At 72.3% G+C, this 23,210-nt stretch carries 26 protein-coding genes; 2 read left to right on the top strand and 24 right to left on the bottom strand.

From position 1 onward, the window contains the following. Positions 1-110: 110 nt before the first annotated feature. The 6 genes from rlmN to rpsB form a co-directional block, all read right to left on the bottom strand. Complete coding sequence (rlmN, locus tag ACZ6AQ_RS16445; RefSeq protein ID WP_468760395.1) at positions 111-1,217, bottom strand: dual-specificity RNA methyltransferase RlmN; 1,107 nt, start codon at positions 1,215-1,217, stop codon at positions 111-113. A 114-nt stretch (positions 1,218-1,331) separates the two neighbouring features. Continuing rightward, a complete protein-coding gene (locus ACZ6AQ_RS16440) occupies positions 1,332-2,447 on the bottom strand; it encodes a phosphatidate cytidylyltransferase (RefSeq protein WP_468760394.1) in 1,116 nt (371 codons plus the stop codon). Next, on the bottom strand, positions 2,447-3,004 hold the full coding sequence (gene frr, locus ACZ6AQ_RS16435; RefSeq protein ID WP_053646719.1) for a ribosome recycling factor: 558 nt from the start codon (positions 3,002-3,004) through the stop codon (positions 2,447-2,449). Before frr ends, ACZ6AQ_RS16440 begins: the two co-directional genes overlap by 1 nt. A 94-nt stretch (positions 3,005-3,098) precedes the next feature. After that, positions 3,099-3,863, bottom strand: a complete 765-nt coding sequence (gene pyrH / locus ACZ6AQ_RS16430) for a UMP kinase (protein ID WP_388689278.1) — start codon at positions 3,861-3,863, stop codon at positions 3,099-3,101. A gap of 164 nt (positions 3,864-4,027) precedes the next feature. Beyond that, complete coding sequence (gene tsf / locus ACZ6AQ_RS16425; RefSeq protein ID WP_388689277.1) at positions 4,028-4,864, bottom strand: translation elongation factor Ts; 837 nt, start codon at positions 4,862-4,864, stop codon at positions 4,028-4,030. A 108-nt stretch (positions 4,865-4,972) separates the two neighbouring features. Then, the gene (gene rpsB, locus ACZ6AQ_RS16420) at positions 4,973-5,896 is read right to left on the bottom strand and encodes a 30S ribosomal protein S2 (protein WP_388689275.1); all 924 of its coding nucleotides are present in this window, start codon (positions 5,894-5,896) and stop codon (positions 4,973-4,975) included. Between the two features lie 255 nt (positions 5,897-6,151). Between rpsB and ACZ6AQ_RS16415 the strand changes: the two genes are divergently transcribed. Further along, the gene (locus ACZ6AQ_RS16415) at positions 6,152-6,595 is read left to right on the top strand and encodes a murein hydrolase activator EnvC family protein (protein ID WP_468760393.1); all 444 of its coding nucleotides are present in this window, start codon (positions 6,152-6,154) and stop codon (positions 6,593-6,595) included. Between the two features lie 176 nt (positions 6,596-6,771). On the opposite strand, the gene ACZ6AQ_RS16410 is transcribed toward ACZ6AQ_RS16415, so the two are convergent. The 17 genes from ACZ6AQ_RS16410 to ACZ6AQ_RS16330 all read right to left on the bottom strand — a co-directional run bounded on the left by ACZ6AQ_RS16410 (position 6,772) and on the right by ACZ6AQ_RS16330 (position 19,915). Beyond that, positions 6,772-7,338, bottom strand: a complete 567-nt coding sequence (locus tag ACZ6AQ_RS16410) for a TetR/AcrR family transcriptional regulator (RefSeq protein ID WP_388689381.1) — start codon at positions 7,336-7,338, stop codon at positions 6,772-6,774. A 52-nt stretch (positions 7,339-7,390) separates the two neighbouring features. Next, positions 7,391-8,227 (bottom strand): RNA polymerase sigma factor WhiG, encoded by an 837-nt coding sequence (whiG, locus tag ACZ6AQ_RS16405; RefSeq protein ID WP_468760392.1) that lies wholly within the window; start codon positions 8,225-8,227, stop codon positions 7,391-7,393. Positions 8,228-8,466: 239 nt separating this feature from the next. Then, entirely contained in the window at positions 8,467-9,684 is a 1,218-nt protein-coding gene (gene dprA, locus ACZ6AQ_RS16400) for a DNA-processing protein DprA (RefSeq protein WP_468760391.1), read from the bottom strand. Next, the gene (locus tag ACZ6AQ_RS16395; protein ID WP_468760390.1) at positions 9,681-11,294 is read right to left on the bottom strand and encodes a YifB family Mg chelatase-like AAA ATPase; all 1,614 of its coding nucleotides are present in this window, start codon (positions 11,292-11,294) and stop codon (positions 9,681-9,683) included. Before ACZ6AQ_RS16395 ends, dprA begins: the two co-directional genes overlap by 4 nt. Then, on the bottom strand, positions 11,294-11,677 hold the full coding sequence (locus tag ACZ6AQ_RS16390) for a YraN family protein (protein WP_468760389.1): 384 nt from the start codon (positions 11,675-11,677) through the stop codon (positions 11,294-11,296). Before ACZ6AQ_RS16390 ends, ACZ6AQ_RS16395 begins: the two co-directional genes overlap by 1 nt. A 107-nt stretch (positions 11,678-11,784) precedes the next feature. Further along, positions 11,785-12,093 (bottom strand): DUF2469 domain-containing protein, encoded by a 309-nt coding sequence (locus ACZ6AQ_RS16385; protein WP_005311352.1) that lies wholly within the window; start codon positions 12,091-12,093, stop codon positions 11,785-11,787. A gap of 29 nt (positions 12,094-12,122) precedes the next feature. Then, positions 12,123-12,623: an NUDIX hydrolase gene (locus ACZ6AQ_RS16380; protein WP_468760388.1), complete on the bottom strand. Its 501-nt coding sequence runs from the start codon at positions 12,621-12,623 to the stop codon at positions 12,123-12,125. A 173-nt stretch (positions 12,624-12,796) separates the two neighbouring features. Beyond that, a complete protein-coding gene (lepB, locus tag ACZ6AQ_RS16375; RefSeq protein ID WP_468760387.1) occupies positions 12,797-13,561 on the bottom strand; it encodes a signal peptidase I in 765 nt (254 codons plus the stop codon). Positions 13,562-13,614: 53 nt separating this feature from the next. Beyond that, positions 13,615-14,559 (bottom strand): signal peptidase I, encoded by a 945-nt coding sequence (gene lepB, locus ACZ6AQ_RS16370; protein WP_468760468.1) that lies wholly within the window; start codon positions 14,557-14,559, stop codon positions 13,615-13,617. Beyond that, positions 14,528-15,511, bottom strand: coding sequence for a signal peptidase I (gene lepB, locus ACZ6AQ_RS16365; RefSeq protein ID WP_468760386.1), 984 nt, complete (start codon positions 15,509-15,511; stop codon positions 14,528-14,530). The genes lepB (ACZ6AQ_RS16370) and lepB (ACZ6AQ_RS16365) overlap by 32 nt, the downstream gene beginning before the upstream one ends. Beyond that, positions 15,504-16,436 carry a signal peptidase I gene (gene lepB, locus ACZ6AQ_RS16360; protein WP_468760385.1) on the bottom strand — a complete coding sequence of 311 codons (933 nt, stop codon included), beginning with the start codon at positions 16,434-16,436 and terminating at the stop codon, positions 15,504-15,506. Before lepB (ACZ6AQ_RS16360) ends, lepB (ACZ6AQ_RS16365) begins: the two co-directional genes overlap by 8 nt. A 69-nt stretch (positions 16,437-16,505) precedes the next feature. After that, entirely contained in the window at positions 16,506-16,856 is a 351-nt protein-coding gene (gene rplS, locus ACZ6AQ_RS16355) for a 50S ribosomal protein L19 (protein ID WP_043229374.1), read from the bottom strand. Positions 16,857-16,985: 129 nt separating this feature from the next. Beyond that, positions 16,986-17,807 carry a tRNA (guanosine(37)-N1)-methyltransferase TrmD gene (gene trmD, locus ACZ6AQ_RS16350; RefSeq protein WP_468760384.1) on the bottom strand — a complete coding sequence of 274 codons (822 nt, stop codon included), beginning with the start codon at positions 17,805-17,807 and terminating at the stop codon, positions 16,986-16,988. Then, positions 17,804-18,373: a ribosome maturation factor RimM gene (gene rimM, locus ACZ6AQ_RS16345; protein ID WP_468760383.1), complete on the bottom strand. Its 570-nt coding sequence runs from the start codon at positions 18,371-18,373 to the stop codon at positions 17,804-17,806. Before rimM ends, trmD begins: the two co-directional genes overlap by 4 nt. Before the next feature lie 108 nt (positions 18,374-18,481). Next, positions 18,482-18,721 carry an RNA-binding protein gene (locus ACZ6AQ_RS16340; protein ID WP_383447305.1) on the bottom strand — a complete coding sequence of 80 codons (240 nt, stop codon included), beginning with the start codon at positions 18,719-18,721 and terminating at the stop codon, positions 18,482-18,484. A gap of 2 nt (positions 18,722-18,723) precedes the next feature. Then, positions 18,724-19,167 (bottom strand): 30S ribosomal protein S16, encoded by a 444-nt coding sequence (gene rpsP / locus ACZ6AQ_RS16335; protein ID WP_053644511.1) that lies wholly within the window; start codon positions 19,165-19,167, stop codon positions 18,724-18,726. Between the two features lie 154 nt (positions 19,168-19,321). Continuing rightward, complete coding sequence (locus ACZ6AQ_RS16330; RefSeq protein ID WP_388689253.1) at positions 19,322-19,915, bottom strand: hypothetical protein; 594 nt, start codon at positions 19,913-19,915, stop codon at positions 19,322-19,324. A 372-nt stretch (positions 19,916-20,287) separates the two neighbouring features. Between ACZ6AQ_RS16330 and ACZ6AQ_RS16325 the strand changes: the two genes are divergently transcribed. Continuing rightward, positions 20,288-21,013, top strand: coding sequence for a class I SAM-dependent methyltransferase (locus ACZ6AQ_RS16325; RefSeq protein ID WP_468760382.1), 726 nt, complete (start codon positions 20,288-20,290; stop codon positions 21,011-21,013). A 96-nt stretch (positions 21,014-21,109) separates the two neighbouring features. Here the strand turns inward: ACZ6AQ_RS16325 and ftsH are convergent, their stop codons facing one another. Continuing rightward, positions 21,110-23,068: an ATP-dependent zinc metalloprotease FtsH gene (ftsH, locus tag ACZ6AQ_RS16320; RefSeq protein ID WP_468760381.1), complete on the bottom strand. Its 1,959-nt coding sequence runs from the start codon at positions 23,066-23,068 to the stop codon at positions 21,110-21,112. Between the last annotated feature and the right edge of the window lie 142 nt (positions 23,069-23,210).

The following is a 23,210-nucleotide window of genomic DNA, read 5'->3' as shown; positions in this document are numbered from 1 at the left end:
GAGGGTCTGCGGTCTGACGGCACCGCACTCTCAGCGCTGTGGCGCTCCCCTGTCGGAATGAATCTGTCGGAGTGACTATGAAGATGTGTGTTCGACCTCAGGGTACAAGGTCAGCGTTCGGCGGCCGCGAGCTGTCCGCAGGCCCCGTCGATCTCCTGGCCCCGGGTGTCGCGGACGGTCACCGGCACGCCGTGGCGGGCGATGGCCTCGACGAACGCCTTCTCGTCCTCGGGCCGGGAGGCGGTCCACTTCGAGCCGGGCGTCGGGTTCAGCGGGATCAGGTTGACGTGCACCCGCCTGCCCTTGAGGAGCCGGCCGAGCAGGTCGCCGCGCCACGCCTGGTCGTTGATGTCCCGGATGAGGGCGTACTCGACGGAGATCCGGCGCCCGGACTTCTCCGCGTACTCCCAGGCCGCGTCGAGGACCTCCCGCACCTTCCAGCGCGTGTTGACGGGCACGAGGGTGTCGCGCAGCTCGTCGTCGGGGGCGTGCAGGGAGACCGCGAGCCGGCACTTGAAGCCCTCGTCGGCGAAGCGCAGCATCGCGGGCACGAGCCCGACGGTGGAGACGGTGATGCCGCGCTGGGACAGGCCCAGGCCGTCGGGCTCGGGGTCGGTGAGGCGGCGGATGGCGCCGACGACCCGCTTGTAGTTGGCGAGCGGCTCGCCCATGCCCATGAAGACGATGTTGGACAGCCGCGCCGGCCCGCCGGGCACCTCGCCGTCCCGCAGGGCCCGCATGCCGTCGACGATCTGGTGCACGATCTCGGCGGTCGACAGGTTCCGGTCGAGCCCGGCCTGTCCGGTCGCGCAGAACGGGCAGTTCATGCCGCAGCCGGCCTGCGAGGAGATGCACATGGTGACCCGGTCCGGGTAGCGCATGAGCACCGACTCCACGAGCGTGCCGTCGTGCAGCCGCCACAGGGTCTTGCGGGTGGTGTCGTCGTCGCACGAGATGTGCCGCACCACGGACATCAGGTCGGGCAGCAGCTCCCCGGCCAGCTTCTCCCGCGAGGCGGCGGGGATGTCGGTCCACTCGGCGGGGTCGTGCGCGTACCGCGCGAAGTAGTGCGTGGACAGCTGCTTGGCGCGGAAGGGCTTCTCGCCGATCGCGGCGACGGCCTCCTTCCGCTCGGCGGGCGTGAGGTCGGCGAGGTGCCGCGGCGGCTTCTTGGCTCCGCGGGGGGCGACGAAAGTGAGTTCTCCGGGCTTGGGCATGGTCCTACCAGTGTCGCAGAGATACGAGGAAGGGCCCGCCGCCCTCGTGGACGGTGGGCCCCTCCCGGAGGAACGCCCCGGGGACGGCCGCTCTTCCCGCGGCGGGACCGCGGGTCAGCCGGTGCCGACGAACAGGGCGAGCAGCAGCCACACCACCGGCGCCGTCGGCAGCAGGGAGTCGAGCCGGTCCATGATGCCGCCGTGACCGGGCAGCAGCGTGCCCATGTCCTTGATGCCCAGGTCGCGCTTGATCATCGACTCGCCGAGGTCGCCGAGCGTCGCGCTCGCCGCCACCGCGAGACCGAGGACCAGGCCCTGCCACCAGATCCCGTCGTCGATCATGAACTGCATGCACAGCGCGCCCGCGGCCATCGCGAACGCCACCGCGCCGGCCAGGCCCTCGCGGGTCTTGCCGGGGCTGATGCGCGGCGCCAGCTTGTGCTTGCCGAAGCGCCAGCCGACCGCGTACGCCCCGGTGTCGCTGACCACCGTCAGGAGCAGGAAGGTCAGCACCCGCCACGGGCCGTCGTCCGCGGTCAGCAGCAGGGCCACGAACGTCGCCAGGAACGGCACGTAGAACGCGGCGAACACGCCCGCCGTGACGTCCTTCAGATAGCCCTCGGGGGGCTTCGCCATCCGCCACACCAGGACCGCGAGCGCCGTCAGGGCCGTCGCGACCCAGGCGCCCTCGGGACCGCGCGCGTACCCGGCGACGACCATCGCCGCGCCGCCGACCGCGAGCGGCACCAGCGGTGCCCCGATCTGCTTGCGCTCCCGGAGGCGGGAGGTCAGCTCCCACAGCCCGACCACCACGGCGACCGCCACGACCCCGACGAACGCGGCCTTCCAGATGAACAGCGACGCGATGATGACGGCGCCGAGTCCGACTCCGACCCCTATGGCCGCGCCCAGGTCCCGGCCCGCGCTCTTCTTCTGCCGCGGCGGGGGCGCGGACGACGGAGGCGGGGCGGGGCTGGACATGGGCTCCTGCGGGTGCTCGTGCGGGTGCTCGTACGGCGTCCCGTCACGGAACAGGGGGCCGCTCGGGTGAGCGGCCCCCCGGCCGTGTCCGTCCTGGAATCCGCCGGCGGGGACGTCGGGCACGAGGGGCATGGGGCGAGTCTGCGACGCCGGATGCCCCTCGTGTGCGGGACCCGCCGGGGCGGGCCCCTGGTCGGGCCCCCCGCGGCCGGGAGGACCGGCCGGGGCACCCCAGGAAGAGTCGTTCATCAGACCTCGAGCAGCTCGGCTTCCTTGTGCTTGAGCAGCTCGTCCACCTGCGTGACGTACTTCGCGGTGGTGTCGTCGAGCTCCTTCTCCGCGCGGCGGCCCTCGTCCTCGCCGACCTCGCCGTCCTTGACGAGCTTGTCGATGGACTCCTTGGCCTTGCGGCGCACCGAGCGGATCGAGATCTTCGAGTCCTCGGCCTTGCCCTTGGCGACCTTGATGTACTCGCGGCGGCGCTCCTCCGTCAGCTCGGGGAACACCACCCGGATGATGTTGCCGTCGTTGCTCGGGTTGACGCCGAGGTCCGAGTCGCGGATCGCCTGCTCGATGTTGCGCAGCGCGCTCTTGTCGAACGGGGTCACCACGGCCATCCGCGGCTCCGGGACGGAGAAGGAGGCCAGCTGGTTGATGGGGGTGATGGCGCCGTAGTAGTCCGCCACGATCTTGTTGAACATCGCCGGGTGCGCACGGCCGGTGCGGATCGCGGCGAAGTCCTCCTTGGCGACCACGACGGCCTTCTCCATCTTCTCCTCGGCCTCGAGGAGGGTCTCTTCGATCACCACTTGCTCCTGCGTGTCGTCGCGTTGTGTCCTGCACGGTGTACGACCGGCAGGGCTGTCGTCCAGCCCCTCGCGGGGCGGTTCCCGGTTCGGGTCAGGCCCGGGTGCCCTGGTCGCTCACGAGCGTGCCGATCTTCTCACCCTTCACCGCGCGCGCGATATTGCCCTCGGTGAGCAGTTCGAAGACGAGGATCGGGAGGTCGTTGTCACGGCACAGGGTGACGGCGGTGGCGTCGGCGACCTTGAGGTCGCGGGCGATCACCTCGCCGTACTCGAGGGCGTCGAACTTGACCGCGTCGGGGTTGCGCTTGGGGTCGGAGTCGTAGACCCCGTCGACGCCGTTCTTGCCCATGAGCAGCGCCTCGGCGTCGATCTCGAGGGCGCGCTGGGCCGCCGTGGTGTCCGTGGAGAAGTACGGCATGCCCATGCCCGCGCCGAAGATGACGACGCGGCCCTTCTCCAGGTGGCGCACGGCGCGCAGCGGGATGTACGGCTCGGCGACCTGACCCATGGTGATGGCGGTCTGGACGCGGGAGTCGATGCCCTCCTTCTCCAGGAAGTCCTGGAGGGCGAGGCAGTTCATCACGGTGCCGAGCATGCCCATGTAGTCGGAGCGGGCCCGGTCCATGCCGCGCTGCTGGAGTTCGGCGCCGCGGAAGAAGTTTCCGCCGCCGATCACGATCGCGATCTCCGCGCCGTCGCGGACGACGGCCGCGATCTCACGCGCGATGGCGTGCACGACATCGGGGTCGACGCCCAGGCCGGTACCGCCGGAGAAAGCCTCTCCGGACAGCTTCAGCATGTAGCGGCCGGCCTTTTTGCCGTTGTTGTCGTCGCCCTGTACGGCGCCCTGGTTCATGGAGATCTCCTCGTGCACATACGAAGGAGGCCATTGCCTTGGGTCCTCGCGGTTTCCCGTACGGCAATGGCCTCCTCGTCAGATCTGCGGTCGTCCTGCGCGGGGGCGGGCGACTGCTTCAGACCCTACCGGGGTCCGGTGTCCGTCGCTTTCGCGGACAGGCTTCAGATGCCGACCTTGATGCGGGTGAAGCGCTTCAGGGTGACACCGGCCTCGTCCAGGATCTGCTGGACGGACTTCTTGTTGTCCAGCGCGTACGGCTGGCCGAGCAGCGTGGCGTCCTTGAAGAAGCCGTTCACGCGACCCTCGACGATCTTGGCGATCGCGGCCTCGGGCTTGCCCTCGGCGCGGGTGGTCTCCTCGGCGATGCGACGCTCGGACTCGACGACCTCGGCCGGGACGTCCTCACGGGTGAGGTACTTCGGCGCGAAGGCGGCGATGTGCTGCGCGACGCCCTTGGCGACGGCGGCGTCGGCCTTGTCGAACTCGACGAGGACACCGATCTGCGGCGGGAGGTCCGGCATCGTGCGGTGCATGTACGCGTAGACGAAGCCGTCGGCGTACTGCGCGAAGCGGTCCAGGACGATCTTCTCGCCGAGGTTGGCGTTGGCCTCGTCCACGAACGCCTGCACGGTCTTGCCGGGCTCGATCTCGGAGGCGAGCAGCGCCTCCAGGTCGGCCGGGGAGGTGGCGGCGACGTGGGCGGCGAGCTGGTCGGCGACGGCCTGGAACTTGTCGCCCTTGGCGACGAAGTCCGTCTCGCACTTCAGCTCGACGAGGACACCGGAGGTGTGGTCGTCGGCGATGAGGGAGACCACGGCGCCGTTCTCGGCGGAGCGGCCCTCACGCTTGGCGACACCCTTCTGGCCCTTGATGCGCAGGGCCTCGACGGCCTTGTCGACATCGCCGTCGGCCTCGTCCAGGGCCTTCTTGCAGTCCATCATGCCGGCGCCGGTGAGCTCGCGGAGCTTCTTGACGTCAGCGGCGGTGTAGTTCGCCATGAGTCTGTTTCTCTCTCGAAGTCTGAAAGATCGGGCGGGTCCACGGGTGGACGGCGGGGGCTTCGCGGGCCCCCGCCGTCGTCACCCGAAGGTCCTGGTCCTGGAGGGTCAGGCCTGCTCGGCGGCCTCGGCCTCGGCCGGAGCGTCGGCGGCCTCGGCGTCCGCGACCTTCTCGGTCTCGGCGGAGGTCTGGACCTCGGCGGTCTCGGCCTCGGCGGCGGCCGGAGCCTCGGCCTCGGCGGAGTCGGCCTTCTTCTCGCCCTCGAGCAGGTCGCGCTCCCACTCGGCGAGCGGCTCGCCCTGGGCCTTCTCGCCCGGCTTCGAGTCACCGGTCGCGGCACCGGAACGGGCGATGAGGCCCTCGGCGACGGCGTCGGCGATCACGCGGGTGAGCAGGGTGACGGAGCGGATCGCGTCGTCGTTGCCCGGGATCTTGTAGTCGACCTCGTCGGGGTCGCAGTTGGTGTCGAGGATCGCGACGACCGGGATGTGGAGCTTGCGCGCCTCACCGACGGCGATGTGCTCCTTCTTGGTGTCGACGATCCAGACGGCGCTCGGCACCTTCTGCATCTCGCGGATACCACCGAGGGTCTTCTCCAGCTTGGCCTTCTCGCGGGAGAGGACCAGGAGCTCCTTCTTGGTGAGACCCGAGGCGGCGACGTCCTCGAAGTCGATCTGCTCGAGCTCCTTGAGGCGCTGCAGACGCTTGTAGACGGTGGAGAAATTGGTGAGCATGCCACCGAGCCAACGCTGGTTGACGTACGGCATGCCGACGCGCGTCGCCTGCTCGGCGATGGCCTCCTGGGCCTGCTTCTTCGTACCGACGAACATGATGGAGCCGCCGTGCGCGACGGTCTCCTTGACGAACTCGTAGGCGCGGTCGATGTACGACAGCGACTGGAGCAGGTCGATGATGTAGATGCCGTTGCGCTCGGTGAAGATGAAGCGCTTCATCTTCGGGTTCCAGCGACGGGTCTGGTGACCGAAGTGGACGCCGCTCTCCAGCAGCTCCCGCATCGTGACGACGGCCATGGCCGTATCTCCTTGGGTTTCTCGGTTGTGTTCCTGACGCCCCGGCGCGCCATGCCCGCGAGGGACCGAAAGGCGCTGCCACCGCCGGTGAGGACCGTGGCGGGGCGTGCGAAGTCGACCCGGTGTCCCGAGTCGCCATAGGAAGTGTACGGGACCCCGGGGGCGGCGGGTGACGGCGTTGTCCACAACCGGCGCCCGGTCCACAGAAACCGCCCGTGACCCCTGCGAACCGGGCGCCCCGGAGAACCTTTCCCCATGCACCTCACGACGCTGATCCTCGCCCTCGGCCTCCTCTGGCCGGTGGACCCGCCCGAGCTCCTCCGCGGCTGGCAGCCGCCGCCCGGCCCGTACGCCGCGGGCCACCGCGGCGTCGACCTCGCCGCACCGCCCGGCACCCCGGTCCTGGCCCCCGCGGCCGGCACCGTCACCTTCGCCGGCCCGGTCGGCGGCCGAGGCGTCCTCACCCTCACCCTTCCCGGCACGGGCACTCCCCCGCTCCGCACGACCTTCTCCCCCGTGACCCCCCTGGTCCCGGCCGGGACCCCGGTCCGGGCGGGCACACCGATCGCCCGCGCCGCCCCCGGCACCCACTGCGCGCGAAACTGCCTCCACTGGGGTCTCCTCCGGGGCGACCGGTACCTGAACCCCCTGCGCCTGATCGAACGGGCACCGTCACGCCTGCTGCCGTGGGGAGGGTGAGGGAACCGGGGGTGGGGCGGGGGAGGGAGGGAGTGCGGGGGGGGAGGGGGAGGGAGGGGCGGGGGGGGAGGGGGAGGAGAGGGGGCGGGGGAAGGGGAAAGCCACTGTGCAGGCCGGGCCGGGGAACCGCTCCCGGACGAGTGCCCCGGAGAACGCCGTCCAGGCACTCCCCCGGCTCAGGCCGGAGAGCCGCCGACGCCGTGGAGGGCCATCGTGACCGCCGCTTCGGCGATCTCCGCCGGGTCCTCGGCCGCGCCGAGCTCGATGCGGCGGACGGCGGCGTCGACGACGCCCTGGAGGAGCATGGCGCCCAGGCGGGGCCGGGGCTGTCCCAGGGCGGCGAGCGCCTCGACGATCATGGCGACCAGTCCACCGTGGGCCGCGCGGATCTTCTCGCGGGCGCCGTCGTCCAGTTCGCTCGCGGAGATGGCGACGACCGCGCGGTGGCGCCGGTCCCCGACCAGTTCCAGCTGCTTGCGCACGTACGCCTCGACCTTGCCCCGGGGCGTCCCGGCGTCGGCCATGGCCGTCTCGACCTCGGCGGCCCAGACAGGGAAGTCGACGGCGCACAGCTCTTCGACGACGGCGGCGCGCGACCGGAAGTACTCGTAGACCGACGAGCGGGCGAGGCCCGTGCGTTCGGCGAGTGCGGGGAAGGTCAGCGCCTCCGTCCCGCCCTCGGACAACAGGGAACGCGCGGCGTCCAGGAGGGCGCCGCGCTGCATCGTCCGGTGCTCGGCCACCGAGGCCGCTCGAATCCTGGGCACGGCTCCACTGTACGACCGGCCCCGGAGCTCAGCGTCCGGCGTCGGCCAGCTTCGCCCGGAGCTGGAGGACGGACTTGGTGTGGATCTGGCTGACGCGGCTCTCGGTGACGCCGAGGACGTGACCGATCTCGGCGAGGGTGAGGCCCTCGTAGTAGTAGAGGGTGACGACCGTCTTCTCGCGTTCGGGGAGCGTGTTGATGGCGCGGGCGAGGAGCCGGCGCAGCTCACGGTCCTCGGCGACCTCGACGGGGTTGTCGGCGGCCGTGTCCTCGAGGGTGTCCATCAGGGAGAGGCGGTCCCCGCCCTCGCCTCCGACGTGCAGCAACTCCTCCAGGGCGACCACGTTCGCCAGGGACAACTGGCTGAAGACCGCGTGCAGTTCCTCCAGCGTGATCTCCATCTCCGCGGCGACCTCGCTCTCGGAGGGGGTGCGGCGGAGCCGGGCCTCCAGGGTGGCGTAGGCGCGTTCGACGTTGCGCGCCTTCTGGCGGACGGAGCGCGGGATCCAGTCGAGGGCGCGGAGTTCGTCGATCATGGCGCCGCGGATGCGGGTGATGGCGTACGTCTCGAACTTGATGGCGCGCTCGACGTCGAACTTCTCGATGGCGTCGATGAGGCCGAAGACGCCGGAGGAGACGAAGTCCGCCTGCTCCACGTTGGACGGCAGCCCGACGCTGACCCGTCCGGCGACGTACTTGACGAGGGGCGAGTAGTGCAGGATCAGCTGTTCCCGCAGCCGCTCGTCGCCCGTGTCCTTGTACGAACGCCACAGTTCGTCGAGGGAGGTCGGTGCGGACGGACGCACGGTGCCCCGGGCTGCTGGGGGCACCGCGGCGCGGTCAGACCCGGAGGTGTGCTGGGGCATGCGTCGCCTTGAGCCGTTCTACTGTCGGGTGTCTCGGTGCGGGTGTCGCGGGGGGAATCCCGGTGAGCGTAGCGTGAGTGCGCCGTCGCGGTGAGCGAACATCGGCGCATCGCGCCGCTCCGGGGGGACACCGTCGACCACGTCTTCGAACGGGGGCCGTGGCGCGTGTCGGCCCCTCGGTCGTGGCCGGAAGGACTCGGTCGTTCATCGGCTTCACCTTTTCACCCGATTGCTCCGGGTCAAGTACCGCCTCGCCGCGCGTTCGACGCCCGGGTGGCCGTGTTCGTCAACCGCCAGCCCTCTCCGTGGCGTTCGACGAAACCGAGGGAGTGGAGTTCGTACAGCTTGGCGAGGGTGGCGTCGGGGGTGGTTCCGGCGCGGCGGGCGATGGCCGTGGTGGGGGTGGGACCGCGGGCGGGTACGGCTTCCAGGACGTGGGCCGTGGCGGGGGCGAGGAGGTCGCGGGGGAGGACGGGCCCCCGGCGCGGCGGGGCGAGCTGGCCCATGTCCCCGACCAGTTCGACGATCTCGTCGGCGTCGGTGACGAGGGTGGCGTCGCCGCGCAGGAGTTCGTGGACGCCGGCGGAGAGGGCGCTGGCGACGGGGCCGGGTACGCCCATGGTGTGGCGGCCGAGTCGTGCGGCGGCGCGGGCGGTGACGAGGGAGCCGCTGCGGTGTTGTGCCTCGACGACGACGGTGCCGCGGGTGAGGGCGGCGATGAGGCGGTTGCGGAGGATGAAGCGGCTGGGGGTGGGGTGGCTGCGCGGCGGCAGTTCGCCGATGACGAGTCCTTGTTCGGCGATGCGCCGGATGAGCCGGTCGTGGCCGCGGGGGTACGGGGTGTCGACGCCGCAGGCGAGGACGGCGACGGTGGCGCCGTCGGCGGCGAGGGCTCCCCGGTGGGCGGCGCCGTCGATGCCGTAGGCGGCTCCGGAGACGACGACCCAGCCCTTTCGCGCCAGGTCGGTGGCGAGACCGGTGGCGGTGTGGGCGCCGTACGGGGTGCAGGCGCGGGCGCCGACGAGGGCGACGGAGCGCAGGGCCCAGGTGCGCAGGTCGGCGGGGCCCCGGACCCAGAGGCCGAGGGGGCGGGCGTCTCCGAGGTCGTCGAGCTGGCTGGGCCATTCGGTGTCGCCGGGGATGAGGAAGCGGCCGCCGAGGGCGTAGACGGCGTCGAGGTCGCGGGTGGGTTCGGCGGTGGCGGCGCGCAGTCGCCAGGAGGCGACGCGCCGGGGGCCGGTGCCGGGGAAGGGGTCGCCGCCGGAGCGGGAGGTGCCGGGGCCGGAGGGGGCGGGTCGGGCGGTGCCGGGGTGGAGGAGTTCCCGGAGGAAGCCGGTGGCTCCGTAGTGGCGGAGCCACCGGCCGGCGTGTTCGTCGCCGGGTTCGACGGTGCGGGTGAGGGCGGCGCGGGCCAGCCGTTCGTCCATAGGGGCGGGCGGGTCGGGTCGGGTGGTCATGTGCGGTTCCCCGTTCCGGCGGGTACGCCACGGGCCACGCCGGTGCGCATTTCGAGGGCGAGGGCGATGTCCTGGTGGTCGGGCCGGTCGTGTCCGGCGAGGTCGGCGACGGTCCAGGCGACGCGCAGGACGCGGTCGAGACCGCGTGCAGTGAGCAGGCCGCGCTCGATGTCCCGTTCGGCTTCGGCGAGGGCTCCGGGGGCCGCGTGGTGGCGGGTGCGGAGTTCGTGGCCGGGGATCTCGCTGTTCACCCTCCAGGGGGTGTCGGCGAGGCGCGCGGCGGCACGGGCGCGGGCTTCGCGGACGCGCGCGGCGACGACGGCGGTGGCTTCCCCCCGGTCGCCCCGGCCGAGGAGGTCGGCACGGGTGACCGGTTCGGCCTCGACGCGGAGGTCGACCCGGTCGAGCAGGGGTCCGGAGAGGCGCGCCTGGTAGCGGCGGACGAGGGAGGGCGGGCATTCGCAGCCGGCGCCGTACAGGGTGTGCCGGCCGCAGGGGCAGGGGTTGGCGGCGAGGGCGAGGAGGAAGCGGGCGGGGAGGCGGACGACGCCGGCGGCGCGGGCGATGACGACATGTCCGGATTCGAGGGGCTGACGGAGCGCGTCGAGGGCCTTTCCGGAGAATTCCGGGGCTTCGTCGAGGAAGAGGATGCCGCGGTGGGCGAGGGAGACGGCACCGGGCCTGGGGTGGCCGTTGCCGCCGCCGACGAGGGACTGCATGGTGGCGGAGTGGTGGGGTGCGCAGTAGGGGGCGCGGCGGACCAGGGGTTCGCCGGGCGGGAGGATGCCGGCGACGGAGTGGACGGCGGTCACCTCCAGGGATTCCTGCCGGGTGAGGGGCGGGAGGATGCCGGGGAGGCGTTCGGCCAGCATGGTCTTCCCGGCGCCGGGTGGGCCGGAGAGCAGGAGGTGGTGGCCGCCGGCGGCGGCGATCTCCAGGGCGCGGCGGGCGCGGTGCTGGCCCGCGACGTCGGCGAGGTCGGGTCCTTCGGCGGGGTCGGCGGCGAGTCCGGTGCCGATGCCGGCGCCGGGGACGAGGAGTCCGGAGAGCATGGCGTCGGGCCGGCCCTCTTCGGTGGGTTCCTCGTCGGGGACGGGTTCGTCGGCGAGGACGGCGATCAGCTGGCGGAGGCTGCGGACGCCCAGGACGGAGACGCCGGGGACGAGGGAGGCCTCGCCCGCGGTCTGTTCGGGGACGACGACCTGCCGGTATCCGGCCTCGGCGGCGGCGAGGACGGCGGGCAGGACTCCGCGGACGGGGCGGACGCGCCCGTCGAGTCCGAGTTCGCCGATGAGGACGAGGTCGGCGATGGCGCGCGGGTCGACGCGCTCGGCGGCGCCGAGGACGGCCGCCGCCACGGCCAGGTCGAATCCGCTGCCGCCCTTGGGGACGGATGCCGGGCTGAGGCCGACGGTGAGTTTCTTCTGGGGCCATTCGGCTCCGGAGTTGACGATGGCGGCGCGGACGCGGTCGCGGCTCTCGGTGAGGCTCTTGTCGGGGAGGCCGACGAGGGTGAAGGCGGCGACGCCGGGTTCGAGGTCGGCCTGTACTTCGACGACGACGCCTTCGACGCCGACGAGGGCCACGGAGCAGGTGCGGGCGAATCCCATCAGGCCACGCCCCGGGCGTGGGTGAGGACGGGGGCGCCGCGGCGGGGCAGGACGATGCCGACGAGGTCGATGCGGACGCCGCCGGCGGGTGCCGGGGTGTCGCTGCGGTCGAGCCAGCAGTCGGCGAGGCGGCGGAGCCGTTCGGCCTTGCGGGGCGTGACGGCTGCCATGGGGTGTTCGTAGGCGCCGTGGCGCCGGGTCTTGACCTCGCAGATGACGAGGGTGTCGCCGTCCCGGGCGACGATGTCGATCTCGCCGGTCCGGCCGCAGCGCCAGTTGCGGGCGAGGATGTGCATGCCGGTCGCGGTGAGCCGGCGGGTCGCCAGCTCTTCTCCGTACCGTCCGAGTGCGCGGGTGGCACCGGTCCTGTCGGTCGTGTTCATACGGACCACCTCCGTCACCGACTGTGACGTGGTGGGGCGTTCCGTGTGCGGCGCTGTGGACGGCGGTGGGGCTGTGGAAAACCCGCTCACCCGCGAGGGTGGTTCTCCTAGCTGCCGGGGAGTTCGAGGTCGCTCTTGTTGAGCTCCTCGATGTTCACGTCCTTGAAGGTGAGGACACGGACCTGCTTGACGAACCTGGCCGGCCTGTACATGTCCCAGACCCAGGCGTCGGCCATGCTGACCTCGAAGAAGACCTCGCCCTGCACCGAGTGCACCTGCATCTCGTAGTCGTTGGTGAGGTAGAAGCGCCGCTCGGTCTCGATCACGTATTTGAACAGCCCGACGACATCGCGGTACTCCCGGTAGAGCTTCAGCTCCATCTCGGTCTCGTACTTCTCGAGGTCCTCGGCGCTCATGGCATGTTCCCCTTCAGCCGTGCGTCCCCCTATTGTGCGTCAGCCGCACGCGTCCCCGGGACGATGTCCGGGGCGAGGGCGACCGGTGCACGCGGAGGTCCCTCGTCGAGCAGCGTGCGCAGCAGCTCGGCGAGCCTGGTCGGGTACACCGTCTCACGGGCCGCCGACAGTTCGGCGGAGGTCCACCATCTCAGGCCCGCGATGCTGCGGGTCTCCAGCTCCGTGAGGGACCGCGGTCCGGGTGCGGCCCCGGTCCGGCGGGTGCGGGCGAGGTAGTACGTCTCGTCCTGGTCCCAGCGGCGTCCGGCGAAGGGGAAGGAGCAGTACCGGCTCCAGATCGCGGGTCCGAGATCGACCTCGGTGATGCCGGTCTCCTCCGCGAGTTCGCGCAGTGCCGCCTCCTCGGGGGTCTCGTCGCCCTCCAGGCCGCCCCCGGGGGTGAACCACCAGGAGTCGTCGGGGTTCCCCGGCTCGTGTCCGTGCAGGAGCAGGACGCGGTCGTCGGCGTCGAGCAGGAGGACCCGGGCCACCTTCCGGCGTACGGCCCCGGCTTCCGTCCCCGGCGCCTCCGTCTCCGCTCCCCGCGCTCCTGCTACTGCTCCTGCTCCTGCTCCTGCTCCTGCTCCTGCCCCACGCTCCCCCGTCTCCCCCGTCTCCCTCTCCGTTCCGTCCCGGCCCGCTCCCGCGTCCCGCGCGTCTCCCGTCATCCCCCCACCCTCTCGCGCGTCCCGGACCGCTGCCCGCCCGTGCCCCGCGTCAGGAGCCGTGCCACCGGTCCGTACGCCGCGCCCGCGAGGACCAGTACGGCCCCGGCCACGATCGCCGTGAGGAGCGCGTGGAACGGGCCGGGCCGCGAGACTCCGCCCGGAAGGGCGGCGAAGCCCGGCTGGGGTTGCAGGAGGCCCCTGGCGGGCCAGACGACGGCGTCGACCCGGGCGGTGACCGCGGAACGGGGCACGGTGCCCCGGCCGGCGTCCTCGAGGTGGCTGCGGGAGTCGAGGGAGGTGTGCCGGTCGTCGCCGAGGAGGAAGAGGTTGCCCGCGGGGACGGTCACGGAGAAATCCTGGCCGGAGGCGACCGTCCGGCCGCCGGGTCCGGGCCTGAGGTACGGCTCGTCGACGCCCCTGCCGTCGACGGTGAGGCGGCCGGTCGCGTCGCAGCAGGCGACGGTGTCGCCGCCCACGGCCACGACCCGCTTGACCATGGGCGAGGAGCCCCACAGGGGGTCGGTGAAGACGATGACGTCACCGCGCTTCACCTCGTCGCCGCCGACGCGTTCGGCGAGCACCTTGGAGCCGACGTCGAGGGTGGGGGTCATGGAGTCGGTGGGGACGGTGTACGGCCGGTAGAGCAGGGCGCCCCAGACGAACCCGCCGAGGAAGAGCACACAGCCGACGGCCACGGCCAGTCCCGACAGCGCGCTGCCGAGACGGCCGTGGCCGCCCTTGGTCCGTATGGTTCCGCTCATGTGCACCCCAGAGGTCTGTCGACGGTCCGGGACGGCACACTACCCGCGGGGTTCTACTCGGCGGTATGCCGTTCGAGCTGCTTCTTCCGGCGCCACAGGACCAGCGGGAGCGCCCCGGCGAGGCTCGCCGCGCCGAGCGGGGCGGCGCCCATGGCCTTGTTGAGGGCGGGCTGGTCGAAGATGCCGGGCACGGGGAGCGTGGCCCAGCGGGTGACGGGCCAGGCGACGACGACGGCGCGGCCCACGACCTGGTCGGCGGCGACGGTGCCGCCGCCGGGGAGCTCCTGGTGGAAGCGGGAGTCCAGGGAGTTCTGGCGGTTGTCGCCCATGACCCAGATGCGGCCCTCGGGGACCTTGATCGGGCCGAAGGAGTCCTGGCAGGGCACGGAGCCGGGGTAGAGGTAGGAGGTCTCGTCGAGCGCCACGCCGTTGAGGACGACCTTGCCGCCCTCCTTGCAGGAGACGGTGTCGCCGCCGACGGCGATGACGCGCTTGATGAGGTCCTTCTCCTCGGCGGACGGCATGAGGCCGATGAAGCTGAGGAACTTCTGCACGACGTTCGGCTTGGGGGTCTCCGCGGTCTCCAGCCAGCCGCCCGGGTCGTGGAAGACGACGACCTCGCCGCGCTCGGGCTCGGAGCCGAACCAGGGGGTCAGCTTGTCGACGAGGACCCGGTCGCCCTTCTTGAGGGTGTTCATCATCGATTCCGAGGGGATCGAGAACGCCTGCACCAGGAAGGTCTTGATCAGCAGGGCGAGCACCAGGGCGACGCCGATGAGGAGGGGCAGCTCCTTCCAGAAGGAGCGCTGCTTCCTGGGAGCCTTGCCGGACCGGGCCTCCCCGACCTCGAACCCGTCCGCCCCGTCGCCGGAACCGGCCGTCCCGTCGCCGCGCGACACCCCGTCGTCCGTCACGTCGTCACCCGTCACCTCGTCGCCCCTGGCCTCTTCGGCCCTCTTCTCGGGCTCATCGTGTCCGGATCGTGCGCCGAGGGCCAAATCCCCCACATCCACTCCTCAGTCCGTGAGAACGCCCGCCCCGGGAAAGGGACGGGCCCACCACTCCCATAACGAGCAGAAGTTCCGCAGGGGTCGGGAGCCCGGGCAATCCGTTCAGATTCCGCTGGGACACACTATGCGACGGGCCGGACGCCTTGTCGTCCTCCGTACGGGCGTCCGGTACGCCGTCGAAGGTCTTCCGCTCCTCCAGGCGCCGCCAGTGACCGACGGGCCAGGCGATCACCACGGCACGCCCGACGACCTGTTCCTCCGCGACGGTGCCGTGGTCCTTCTCGTCGAGGTGGAAGCGGGAGTCGGCCGAGTCGGAGCGGTGGTCGCCGAGGACGAAGATCCGCCCTTCGGGGACCCTCACCTCGAAGGGGATGGCGGACGGCGGGTTCCCGGGGTGCAGGTACGGCTCGTCCAGCGGTACGCCGTTGACGGTGAGCCGTCCGTCCTCGCCGCAGCAGCGGACGGTGTCCCCGCCGACGGCGACGACCCGTTTGATGAGGTCCTGGTCGTCGGCGGAGGGCAGCAGTCCGATGAAGGTGAGGGCCTGCTTGACCTGCTTGACGCCGACGGGGTCGTCGGCGGGCGGCGCGTCCTCGTGCCGGAGCCAGTTGCCGGGGTCCTTGAAGACGACGACGTCGCCGCGCCGGGGCCGGGAGCCGAACCAGGGGGTGAGCTTGTCGACGAGGACCCGGTCGTGGACGCGGATCGTCTGTTCCATGGAGCCGGAGGGGATGACGAACGCCTGGACGAGGAAGGTCTTGAGGACGAGGGCGATGAGCACGGCCACCGCGACCAGGATCGGGATCTCCCGGATCGCGGAGCGCTGCCGCCGTCGCTTGACCTTGCGGGCGAGTCTGCGCCGTTCGGCCCGGCCGGGGGGCGCGGCGCCCCGGTCCGGGGCGTGACGGGGCCCGCCGGACGACCGGCCCCGGCTACCCACGGCTCCCCGCCCCGTCGGCGGCCCGCTCGCCGGCGGTTTCCCCGCCGGACCGCTCCTCGCGCCCGGCCGGTGCCACGGGCCCGGCCGGCGCCGTCCGCCCGGCCGGTGCCGTGCCGTGTCCGCCGGCCGGCGGGGCCGGTACGGCGGCGAAGGCGTCGGTGCCCGGTACGGCGGACCAGCGTCCGAAGGGCCAGACGATCCAGCCGGCGCGGCCGACGACCCGGTCGACGGGGACCATGCCGCCGCCGGGGTCTCCCAGGTGGTCGCGGGAGTCGCTGGACTGGCTGCGGTGGTCGCCCATGACCCAGAGCCTGTCCGGGGGGACCACGATGTCGAAGGGCACGCCGGAGGGCCGGTCGCCGGGCATCAGGTACCGCTCCGTGACGGTGGCGCCGTTGACGGTGAGCCGGCCGTCCTTGTCGCAGCAGACCACCCGGTCGCCGCCGGTGCCGACGACCCTCTTCACGAAGTCGGTCTCGTCGGGCTCCGCGAGGCCGAGGGCGGCCGCCGCGTCGTGCAGGAGGCCCGCGACGGGGTTGCTCCGGGGCTCCTCCCGCACGAAGGAGCCGGTGCCGTCGAAGACGACGACGTCGCCGCGGCGCGGCCCGTCACCGGAGCGGTAGGCCAGTTTGTTCACCAGGATCCGGTCGCCGACCCGGAGCGTGGGCTCCATGGAGCGGCTGGGGATGAGGAACGGCTGCAGCACGAAGTGGCTCAGGAGCAGCAGGAAGAGCACGCAGGCGCCGCCCGTGAGGACGGTGCGGCGCCAGGAGGGCGCGGTCCGGTGCGGCGGTCCGGGCCGGGGGTCCTCGGAAACGCGTACGGAGCGCGACTCCTCCTCCGTGCCGGAGTCCGTACGGGGATGCGTACGGGATTCCGTGCGGGAGGAGGGGTCGCGCTCCGTGTGCTGTGCTTCGGTGTCCATCGCCGGCAAAGCCTATCCGGCCCGCTCCTGCGGGGAACCGGAAGCGTCGCGCGTTCCGGGAGCCGGGGCTCAGCGGTCGCGCTTCTCCTTGATCTTGGCGGCCTTGCCGCGCAGCTCGCGGAGGTAGTAGAGCTTGGCGCGACGGACGTCACCGCGGGTCACGACCTCGATCTTCTCGAAGATCGGGCTGTTGACCGGGAAGGTGCGCTCGACGCCGACGGAGAACGAGACCTTGCGGACCGTGAAGGTCTCGCTGACGCCCGAACCCTGGCGGCGGATGACGACGCCCTTGAACTGCTGGATGCGGGAGCGGTTGCCCTCGATGACGCGCACGTGGACGTTCACCGTGTCGCCGGGACGGAAGGCGGGGAGGTCGGAGCGGAGGGAAGCCGCGTTGACCTGGTCGAGCAGGGAGGCCATGGAGGTCTCTTTCCTCGCTGATGCCACAGGTCATCAGCGGTACGTTCGAAGGTGGTCGCAGAGGCCGTTCGCTCCTGGCGGCGTCGTTCCCCCTGTGGCAGGGGCGCGCGCCGGACGGACGGCAGCGGCCTATTCTTCCACGTCCTCGACCCTGCGCCAAAATCGGCCGTCGGGTCCGGGGGCCCATCCCATCATCGAGAGGACCTCCCGGTCCTTCTTGTCGAAGGCGGCGGGATCGCAGCGCTCGATGAGGTCGGGCCGGTGGGCGGCGGTGCGCCGGAACGCCTCGTCGCGCCGCCAGCGGGCGATCTTCCCGTGGTGGCCGCTGAGGAGGACGTCGGGGATGCCCCGGCCGCGCCACTCGGGGGGCTTGGTGTAGACGGGGCCCTCCAGGAGGTTGGCCATGGCCCCGGGGGCGAAGGAGTCGTCCCGGTGGGACTCGGCGTTGCCGAGGACGCCGGGCAGGAGGCGGGCGACGGCCTCGGTGACGACCAGGACCGCCGCCTCGCCGCCGGCGAGGACGTAGTCGCCGATGGAGACCTCGTAGACCGGCATCCGGGCCGCGTACTCGTCCACGACGCGGCGGTCGATGCCCTCGTAGCGGGCCGGGGTGAAGATCAGCCAGGGCCGTTCGGAGAGTTCGACGGCGAGTTCCTGGGTGAAGGGCCGGCCGCTGGGGGTGGGGACGACGAGGACCGGCCCGTGGGCGCCGCCCTCGTACCCGTCGGCGAGCGTCTGGTCGAGCGCGTCGCCCCAGGGGCCGGTCTTCATGACCATGCCGGGGCCGCCGCCGTACGGGGTGTCGTCGACGGTGTTGTGCCGGTCGTACGTCCAGTCGCGCAGGTCGTGGACGTGGACGTCGAGCTGTCCGCGCGCGCGTGCCTTGCCGACGAGGGAGACGTTCAGCGGTTCGAGGTACTCGGGGAAGATCGTGACGACGTCGAGCCTCACGCGTCCTCCTCGCGGGACTCGTCGTCCGACTCCTCGCGGGCGGAGGCGATCTCGGCACGGTCGTCGATCAGGCCGGGCGGCGGATCGATCACGGCCCGCTGCTCCTCCAGGTCGATCTCGGTGACGATCTCCCCGACGAAGGGGATCATCAGCTCGGTGCCGTCGGGGCGTTCGACGATGAAGAGGTCCTGGGACGGCAGGTGGGAGATCTCGGTGATCCGGCCGACCTCGGTGCCGTCGGTGAGGACGACGTCGAGGTCGATCAGCTGGTGGTCGTAGTACTCGTCCTCCTCCTCGGGCATCTCCTCGGGGTCGACCTCGGCGATGAGGAGGGTGTTGCGCAGGGCCTCGGCGGCGTTGCGGTCGCGGACGCCCTCGAAGCGCAGCAACAGCCTGCCGCTGTGGACCCGGCCGCTCTCGATGGTCAGCGGTCCGGTGGGGGCGGGGTCGGTGAGCAGTACGGCACCGGGGCCGAGCCTGAGTTCGGGCTCGTCCGTCCGCACCTCGACGGTGACCTCGCCCTTGATGCCGTGGGCGCGACCGATCCGCCCGACTACCAACTGCACTGCTTGCCACTCTCCTGTCACACGGCTCGTACGACAACGGGCCGGGGCGGGCCCGTAAGCCCTCCCCGGCCCGTGCCGGCACTGCTCAAGACGATGCTGTCGGTCCGCTCAGCGGACCTGGTCCACGTCGACGAGGTCGACGCGGATGCCGCGGCCGCCGATGGCGCCCACGACGGTGCGCAGCGCACGCGCGGTGCGGCCGTTGCGGCCGATCACCTTGCCGAGGTCCTCGGGATGGACCCGGACCTCCAGCACGCGGCCCCGGCGCAGGTTGCGCGAGGCGACCTGCACCTCGTCGGGGTTGTCGACGATGCCCTTCACGAGGTGCTCGAGAGCCTCCTCGAGCATGATCAGGCCTCGGTCGACTCGGTGGACGCGGCCTCGGCCTCGTCAGCCTTCTTGTCGGCCTTCTTGGCCTTGGGGGTGATGGCCTCACCCTTGTCGTCGCCGCTCTCGAGGGTCTTCGCGAACTCGTCGAACGAGGCGCGCTTCGCCTCCTTGGTGGCCGGGACGAGCAGGGCCTTCTCGGGGGCCGGGAGGCCCTTGTGCTTCTGCCAGTCGCCGGTGAGCTTCAGGATGGCGAGGACCGGCTCGGTCGGCTGGGCGCCGACGGACAGCCAGTACTGCGCACGCTCGGAGTCGACCTCGATACGCGACGGGTTGTACGTCGGGTGGTAGAGGCCGATCTCCTCGATCGCGCGACCGTCACGACGGGTGCGGGAGTCGGCGACGACGATGCGGTAGTGCGGCTGGCGGATCTTGCCGAGGCGCTTGAGCTTGATCTTGACTGCCACTGGAGTGGTGTCTCCTGGTCTTGACGTGGTTGGGCACTTGAGATGCCACGTGGGGTTGCGGTACTCGGATGCCCGATGGACGCGTCAGCCGGAGGAGAGAGGGGTCCTGTGCGACTGTCGAGTACAGCTAGCCATTGTGCCACACGCCGGAGCCTCAGTTGGCGGCGCCCACCGTCTCCGGGATGCGGAAGGGTTTGCCGCAGCCGCCGCAGACGATCGGGGCCTGGGCGAGCACCGAGGGGACCACGCGCACGTTGCGCCCGCAGTCGCAGACGGCCTTGACCCGGACGCCGCCGCCCGAGGAACCGTGCCGGGCGGCCGGTCCGCGGAAGGAGCGCTTGGTGTCGGCGGCGGTGGCGACCGTGTGGGCCTTGAGGGCGCGCTGGAGCCGTTCGATGGTGGGGCGGTAGCGCCGCCTGGCCTCCGCGTTGAGCGTGACCAGGGAGAAGCCGCTGCTGGCGTGCGGCTCCTCGGAGTGGTCGAGACCCATCTCCTCGGCGATCGCGAGGAAGCGGCGGTTGTGGTACCGCCCGGCGCGGGAGGTGTCGCGGACCCCCCGGGCCGCGGCGATGCCGTGGACCGCCTCGTGGAGGAGTCGTTCGAAGGAGAGTTCGGCGCCGCAGGCGGACGAGGACTCTCCGATGAGGGATTCGGGCGCGGCAAGGTCGGGCAGCTCGGGGTGGTGCCGCTGAATGTCGGCCCACGCCTGTGCCAGCTCTGCGGCGAGAACAGGTGGTGTCGTGCTCACGTCGGGTACAACGAGCCGGAGCGCTCCCGGGTTCCATTCCGGGGCATCCCAAATATTTTGCACTTACCCGTCAGTTGGCTCCGATGCGTCCGGACGAGGGCCAGTACGCCGATCTGCGGAGAAGCCGCCCGGGCGGCCCCATGCCCGTACGGAGCGGCGCATACGCCCCGGCGCGTGGACCGGGTGCGCGCACCCGCCGGGGGCCGGGGCGGCCGTGGAGTGTTGCGGGGACATTACAGGGTCCGCGCGCGCGGGCGCACACCGCCCCTCCCCCGGGCGAATCGGTGCGGCCCGACCACTGGACGCGGCCCCGGAAGGGGAGTTCCCTGACTACGGGGGGCCGTCGTCCGACCACGGATTGGGGCGCTTTTCATGACACCCACGCTCGTTCCGCACCACCCCGCGCGCGACTGGGCCGAGATCCAGGAGCGGATGCTCGTCCCGCTGTACGAGGCGGTGTACGACCGTCTCGGCGTGGGCCCGGGCACCCGGGTCCTCGGCCTCGGCTGCGGCTCGGGTCTGGCCCTCCTCATGGCGGCCGCGCGGGGCGCGCGGGTGGCCGGCGCGGACCGGGACCACGCGCGCGCGGAGCTGGCCCGGGAGCGGCTTCCGGAGGGCGTCGCGGTCACGCACGGACCGCCGGAGTACGCCCCGTACGACGTGATCACGGCCTTCCACCCGACGGACGCCCTTCTTCCGGAGCTGCCCGCGCTCACCCGTACGGCCCCTTCCGGCACGGCGGTCGTCGTCGCCGGATGGGGGCCGCCGGAGCGGTGCGCCACGGAACCGGTGCTGCGGGTCGCGGCCCGGCTCTCGGACCGCCGTCCGGGCCCGGCGCCGGACCCGGACGCGCTGGTGGCCGGAGCGGGGCTGCGGCGGGAGGGCGCGGGCCGGGTCGCCTGCCCCTTCGGGTACGCGGACGAGGGCAGCGCGGTGCGGGGACTCCTTTCGACGGGCGCCTTCGACGAGGCGGTCCGCGCGACGGACCTCCCGCAGGTGGAGAAGGAGATCGAAGAGGCGCTCGCCCCGTACGTCCGCCCGGACGGGACGGTGTGGATGCCGAACGTCTTCCGGTACGTGGTCGCCCGCACTCCCTGACCGGTCGGCACCCGCACCGCCCGCTCCCCCGGCCGCCCGCGCCGCGAGTCCTCGGCGCTGCCCGGCCGCCGGCACCCGTACCGCCCGCGCTCCCCGTCACGCCCCCGGCGGCTCGGGGTTCGGGCCCACGCCCGGCTCGGGGCCCGGGGCCGGGCGGGCGATGCCCGCCGCGCGGTAGGCCGCGTCCTCCTCCAGGGTCTCGTTCGCCAGGAGGGCCTCGGCCAGGGCGTCCAGCTTGTCCCGGTGGTCGCCGAGCTGCCGCAGGGCGGCCTCGTAGCACTCGTCGACGATCCGGCGCATCTCCCGGTCGACGGTGTCGAGGGTCGCGGGGGCCGCCGACAGGCCGTACGGCTGCTGGGCGTCGCCCGGGACGGCGGTGAGGCGGCCGACCCGCTCGCTCATGCCCCAGCGGCCCGCCATGCCCCGGGCGATGCCGGTGACCTGCTCCAGGTCGCTCTCGGCGCCGGTGGTGATCGTCCCGAAGACGACCTGCTCGGCCGCCATCCCGCCGAGGGCGCCGATGATCCGGCCGCGCAGGTACTCCTCGGTGTAGGCGTACTTGTCGGCGTCGGGGGTGGACAGGGTGACGCCCAGCGCCCGGCCGCGCGGCACGATGGTGATCTTGCGGACCGGGTCGGCGCCGGGCTGGAGCATGCCGAGCAGGGCGTGGCCGCTCTCGTGGTACGCGGTCCGGCGCCGCTCCTCCTCCGGCATCACCAGGGGCCGCTCCGCGCCGAGCTGGACCTTCTCCAGGGCGTCGGACAGATCGGACCGCGTGACGGCCTTCTGGCCGCGCTTGACGGCCAGGAGCGCGGCCTCGTTGGCGAGGTTGGCGAGTTCGGCGCCGGTCATGCCGGGGGTCGTACGGGCCACCTGCTCCAGATCGACGTCCCCGGCGAGCGGGATCTGCCGGGTGTGGATGCGGAGGATGGCCGCGCGGCCGCCCCGGTCCGGCGGGTTGACGTGGACGATCCGGTCGAAGCGGCCGGGCCGGGTGAGGGCGGGGTCCAGGACGTCGGCGCGGTTGGTGGCGGCGAGGACGACGACCCCCTCGGATCCGGTGAAGCCGTCCATCTCCGTGAGGATCTGGTTGAGGGTCTGCTCGCGCTCGTCGTGGCCGCCCGTCCCGGAACCGCCGCCCCGGACCCGGCCGATGGTGTCGATCTCGTCGATGAAGACGATCGCCGGGGCGACCTTGCGGGCCTCGGCGAACAGTTCCCGCACCCGGGAGGCGCCCACGCCCACGATCATCTCGATGAACCCGGAGGCGGAGGCCGAGAAGAACGGCACCCCGGCCTCGCCCGCGACGGCCCGCGCGAGGAGGGTCTTGCCCGTACCGGGGGGTCCGGCGAGGAGGACGCCGCGGGGCATCTTGGCGCCCATGGCCCGGTAGGCGTCCGGGTTCTTGAGGAAGTCGACGACGTCGTTGAGCTCGCCCTCGACCTCGTCGATGCCGGCGACGTCGGCGAAGGTGGTGCGCTTGCCGGTCTCCGGCTCCACCGGCTTGGGCGGCTGTTTGCGGCCCAGCATGCCGCCGGCGCCGCCCATGCCCGCGCTCATCCGGCGGGCGATGAACACCCAGAGCAGGACGAGCAGCAGCATCGGGGCGAGCGAGAGGAGGAGGTTGGCGAGGAAGCTGCGCTCCTGGACGACCGGTTCGGCGGTGACGACGACGTTCCGCCCGGTCAGCTGCGCCCACAGGTCGTCGTCGGCGAAGGCGGGCCGCTGGGTGGTGAACGTGGTGTAGTCGCCCTTGCCGCCGGGGACGGGCCGCTTGTTCTTGAGCTGCCCCTGGATCGCGTCGCCCTTGGAGTAGATCTTGGTGACGTTCCCGGCGGCGACCTGCTTGTCGAACTCGGTGTACGAGATCGTCGGCCCGTCGCCGTCGTTGAAGAACGACAGGACGATGTTGGTCAGCAGGTACACGACGAGCGCGGTGAGGATCAGTCCGCCCCAGCCGCCCGGCATCCGCTTCTTCGGCGACGGGGGCGGCGGGGCCCCCTCCGAGCGCCAGGGCTGGTCGGTCCGGTCGCGCGGGGGTGCGGGGTCGGCCACGTGACTCTCCTCGGGGCGGCGGTGGCCCCAGTATCGAAGAGCGGGAGGAACCGGGCATCGCGGGCGGTGCGGAGGAGTGAGGGGTACGGGGAGGGGCCCGGGGCGGTGTCGCACCGCCCCGGGCCCCTCTTCCTCACGTACG

Source organism: Streptomyces sp. NPDC041191 (assembly GCF_055591945.1).
Note: the sequence above shows the minus strand (reverse complement) of the source record. Positions and strands in the feature narration are given on the sequence as shown.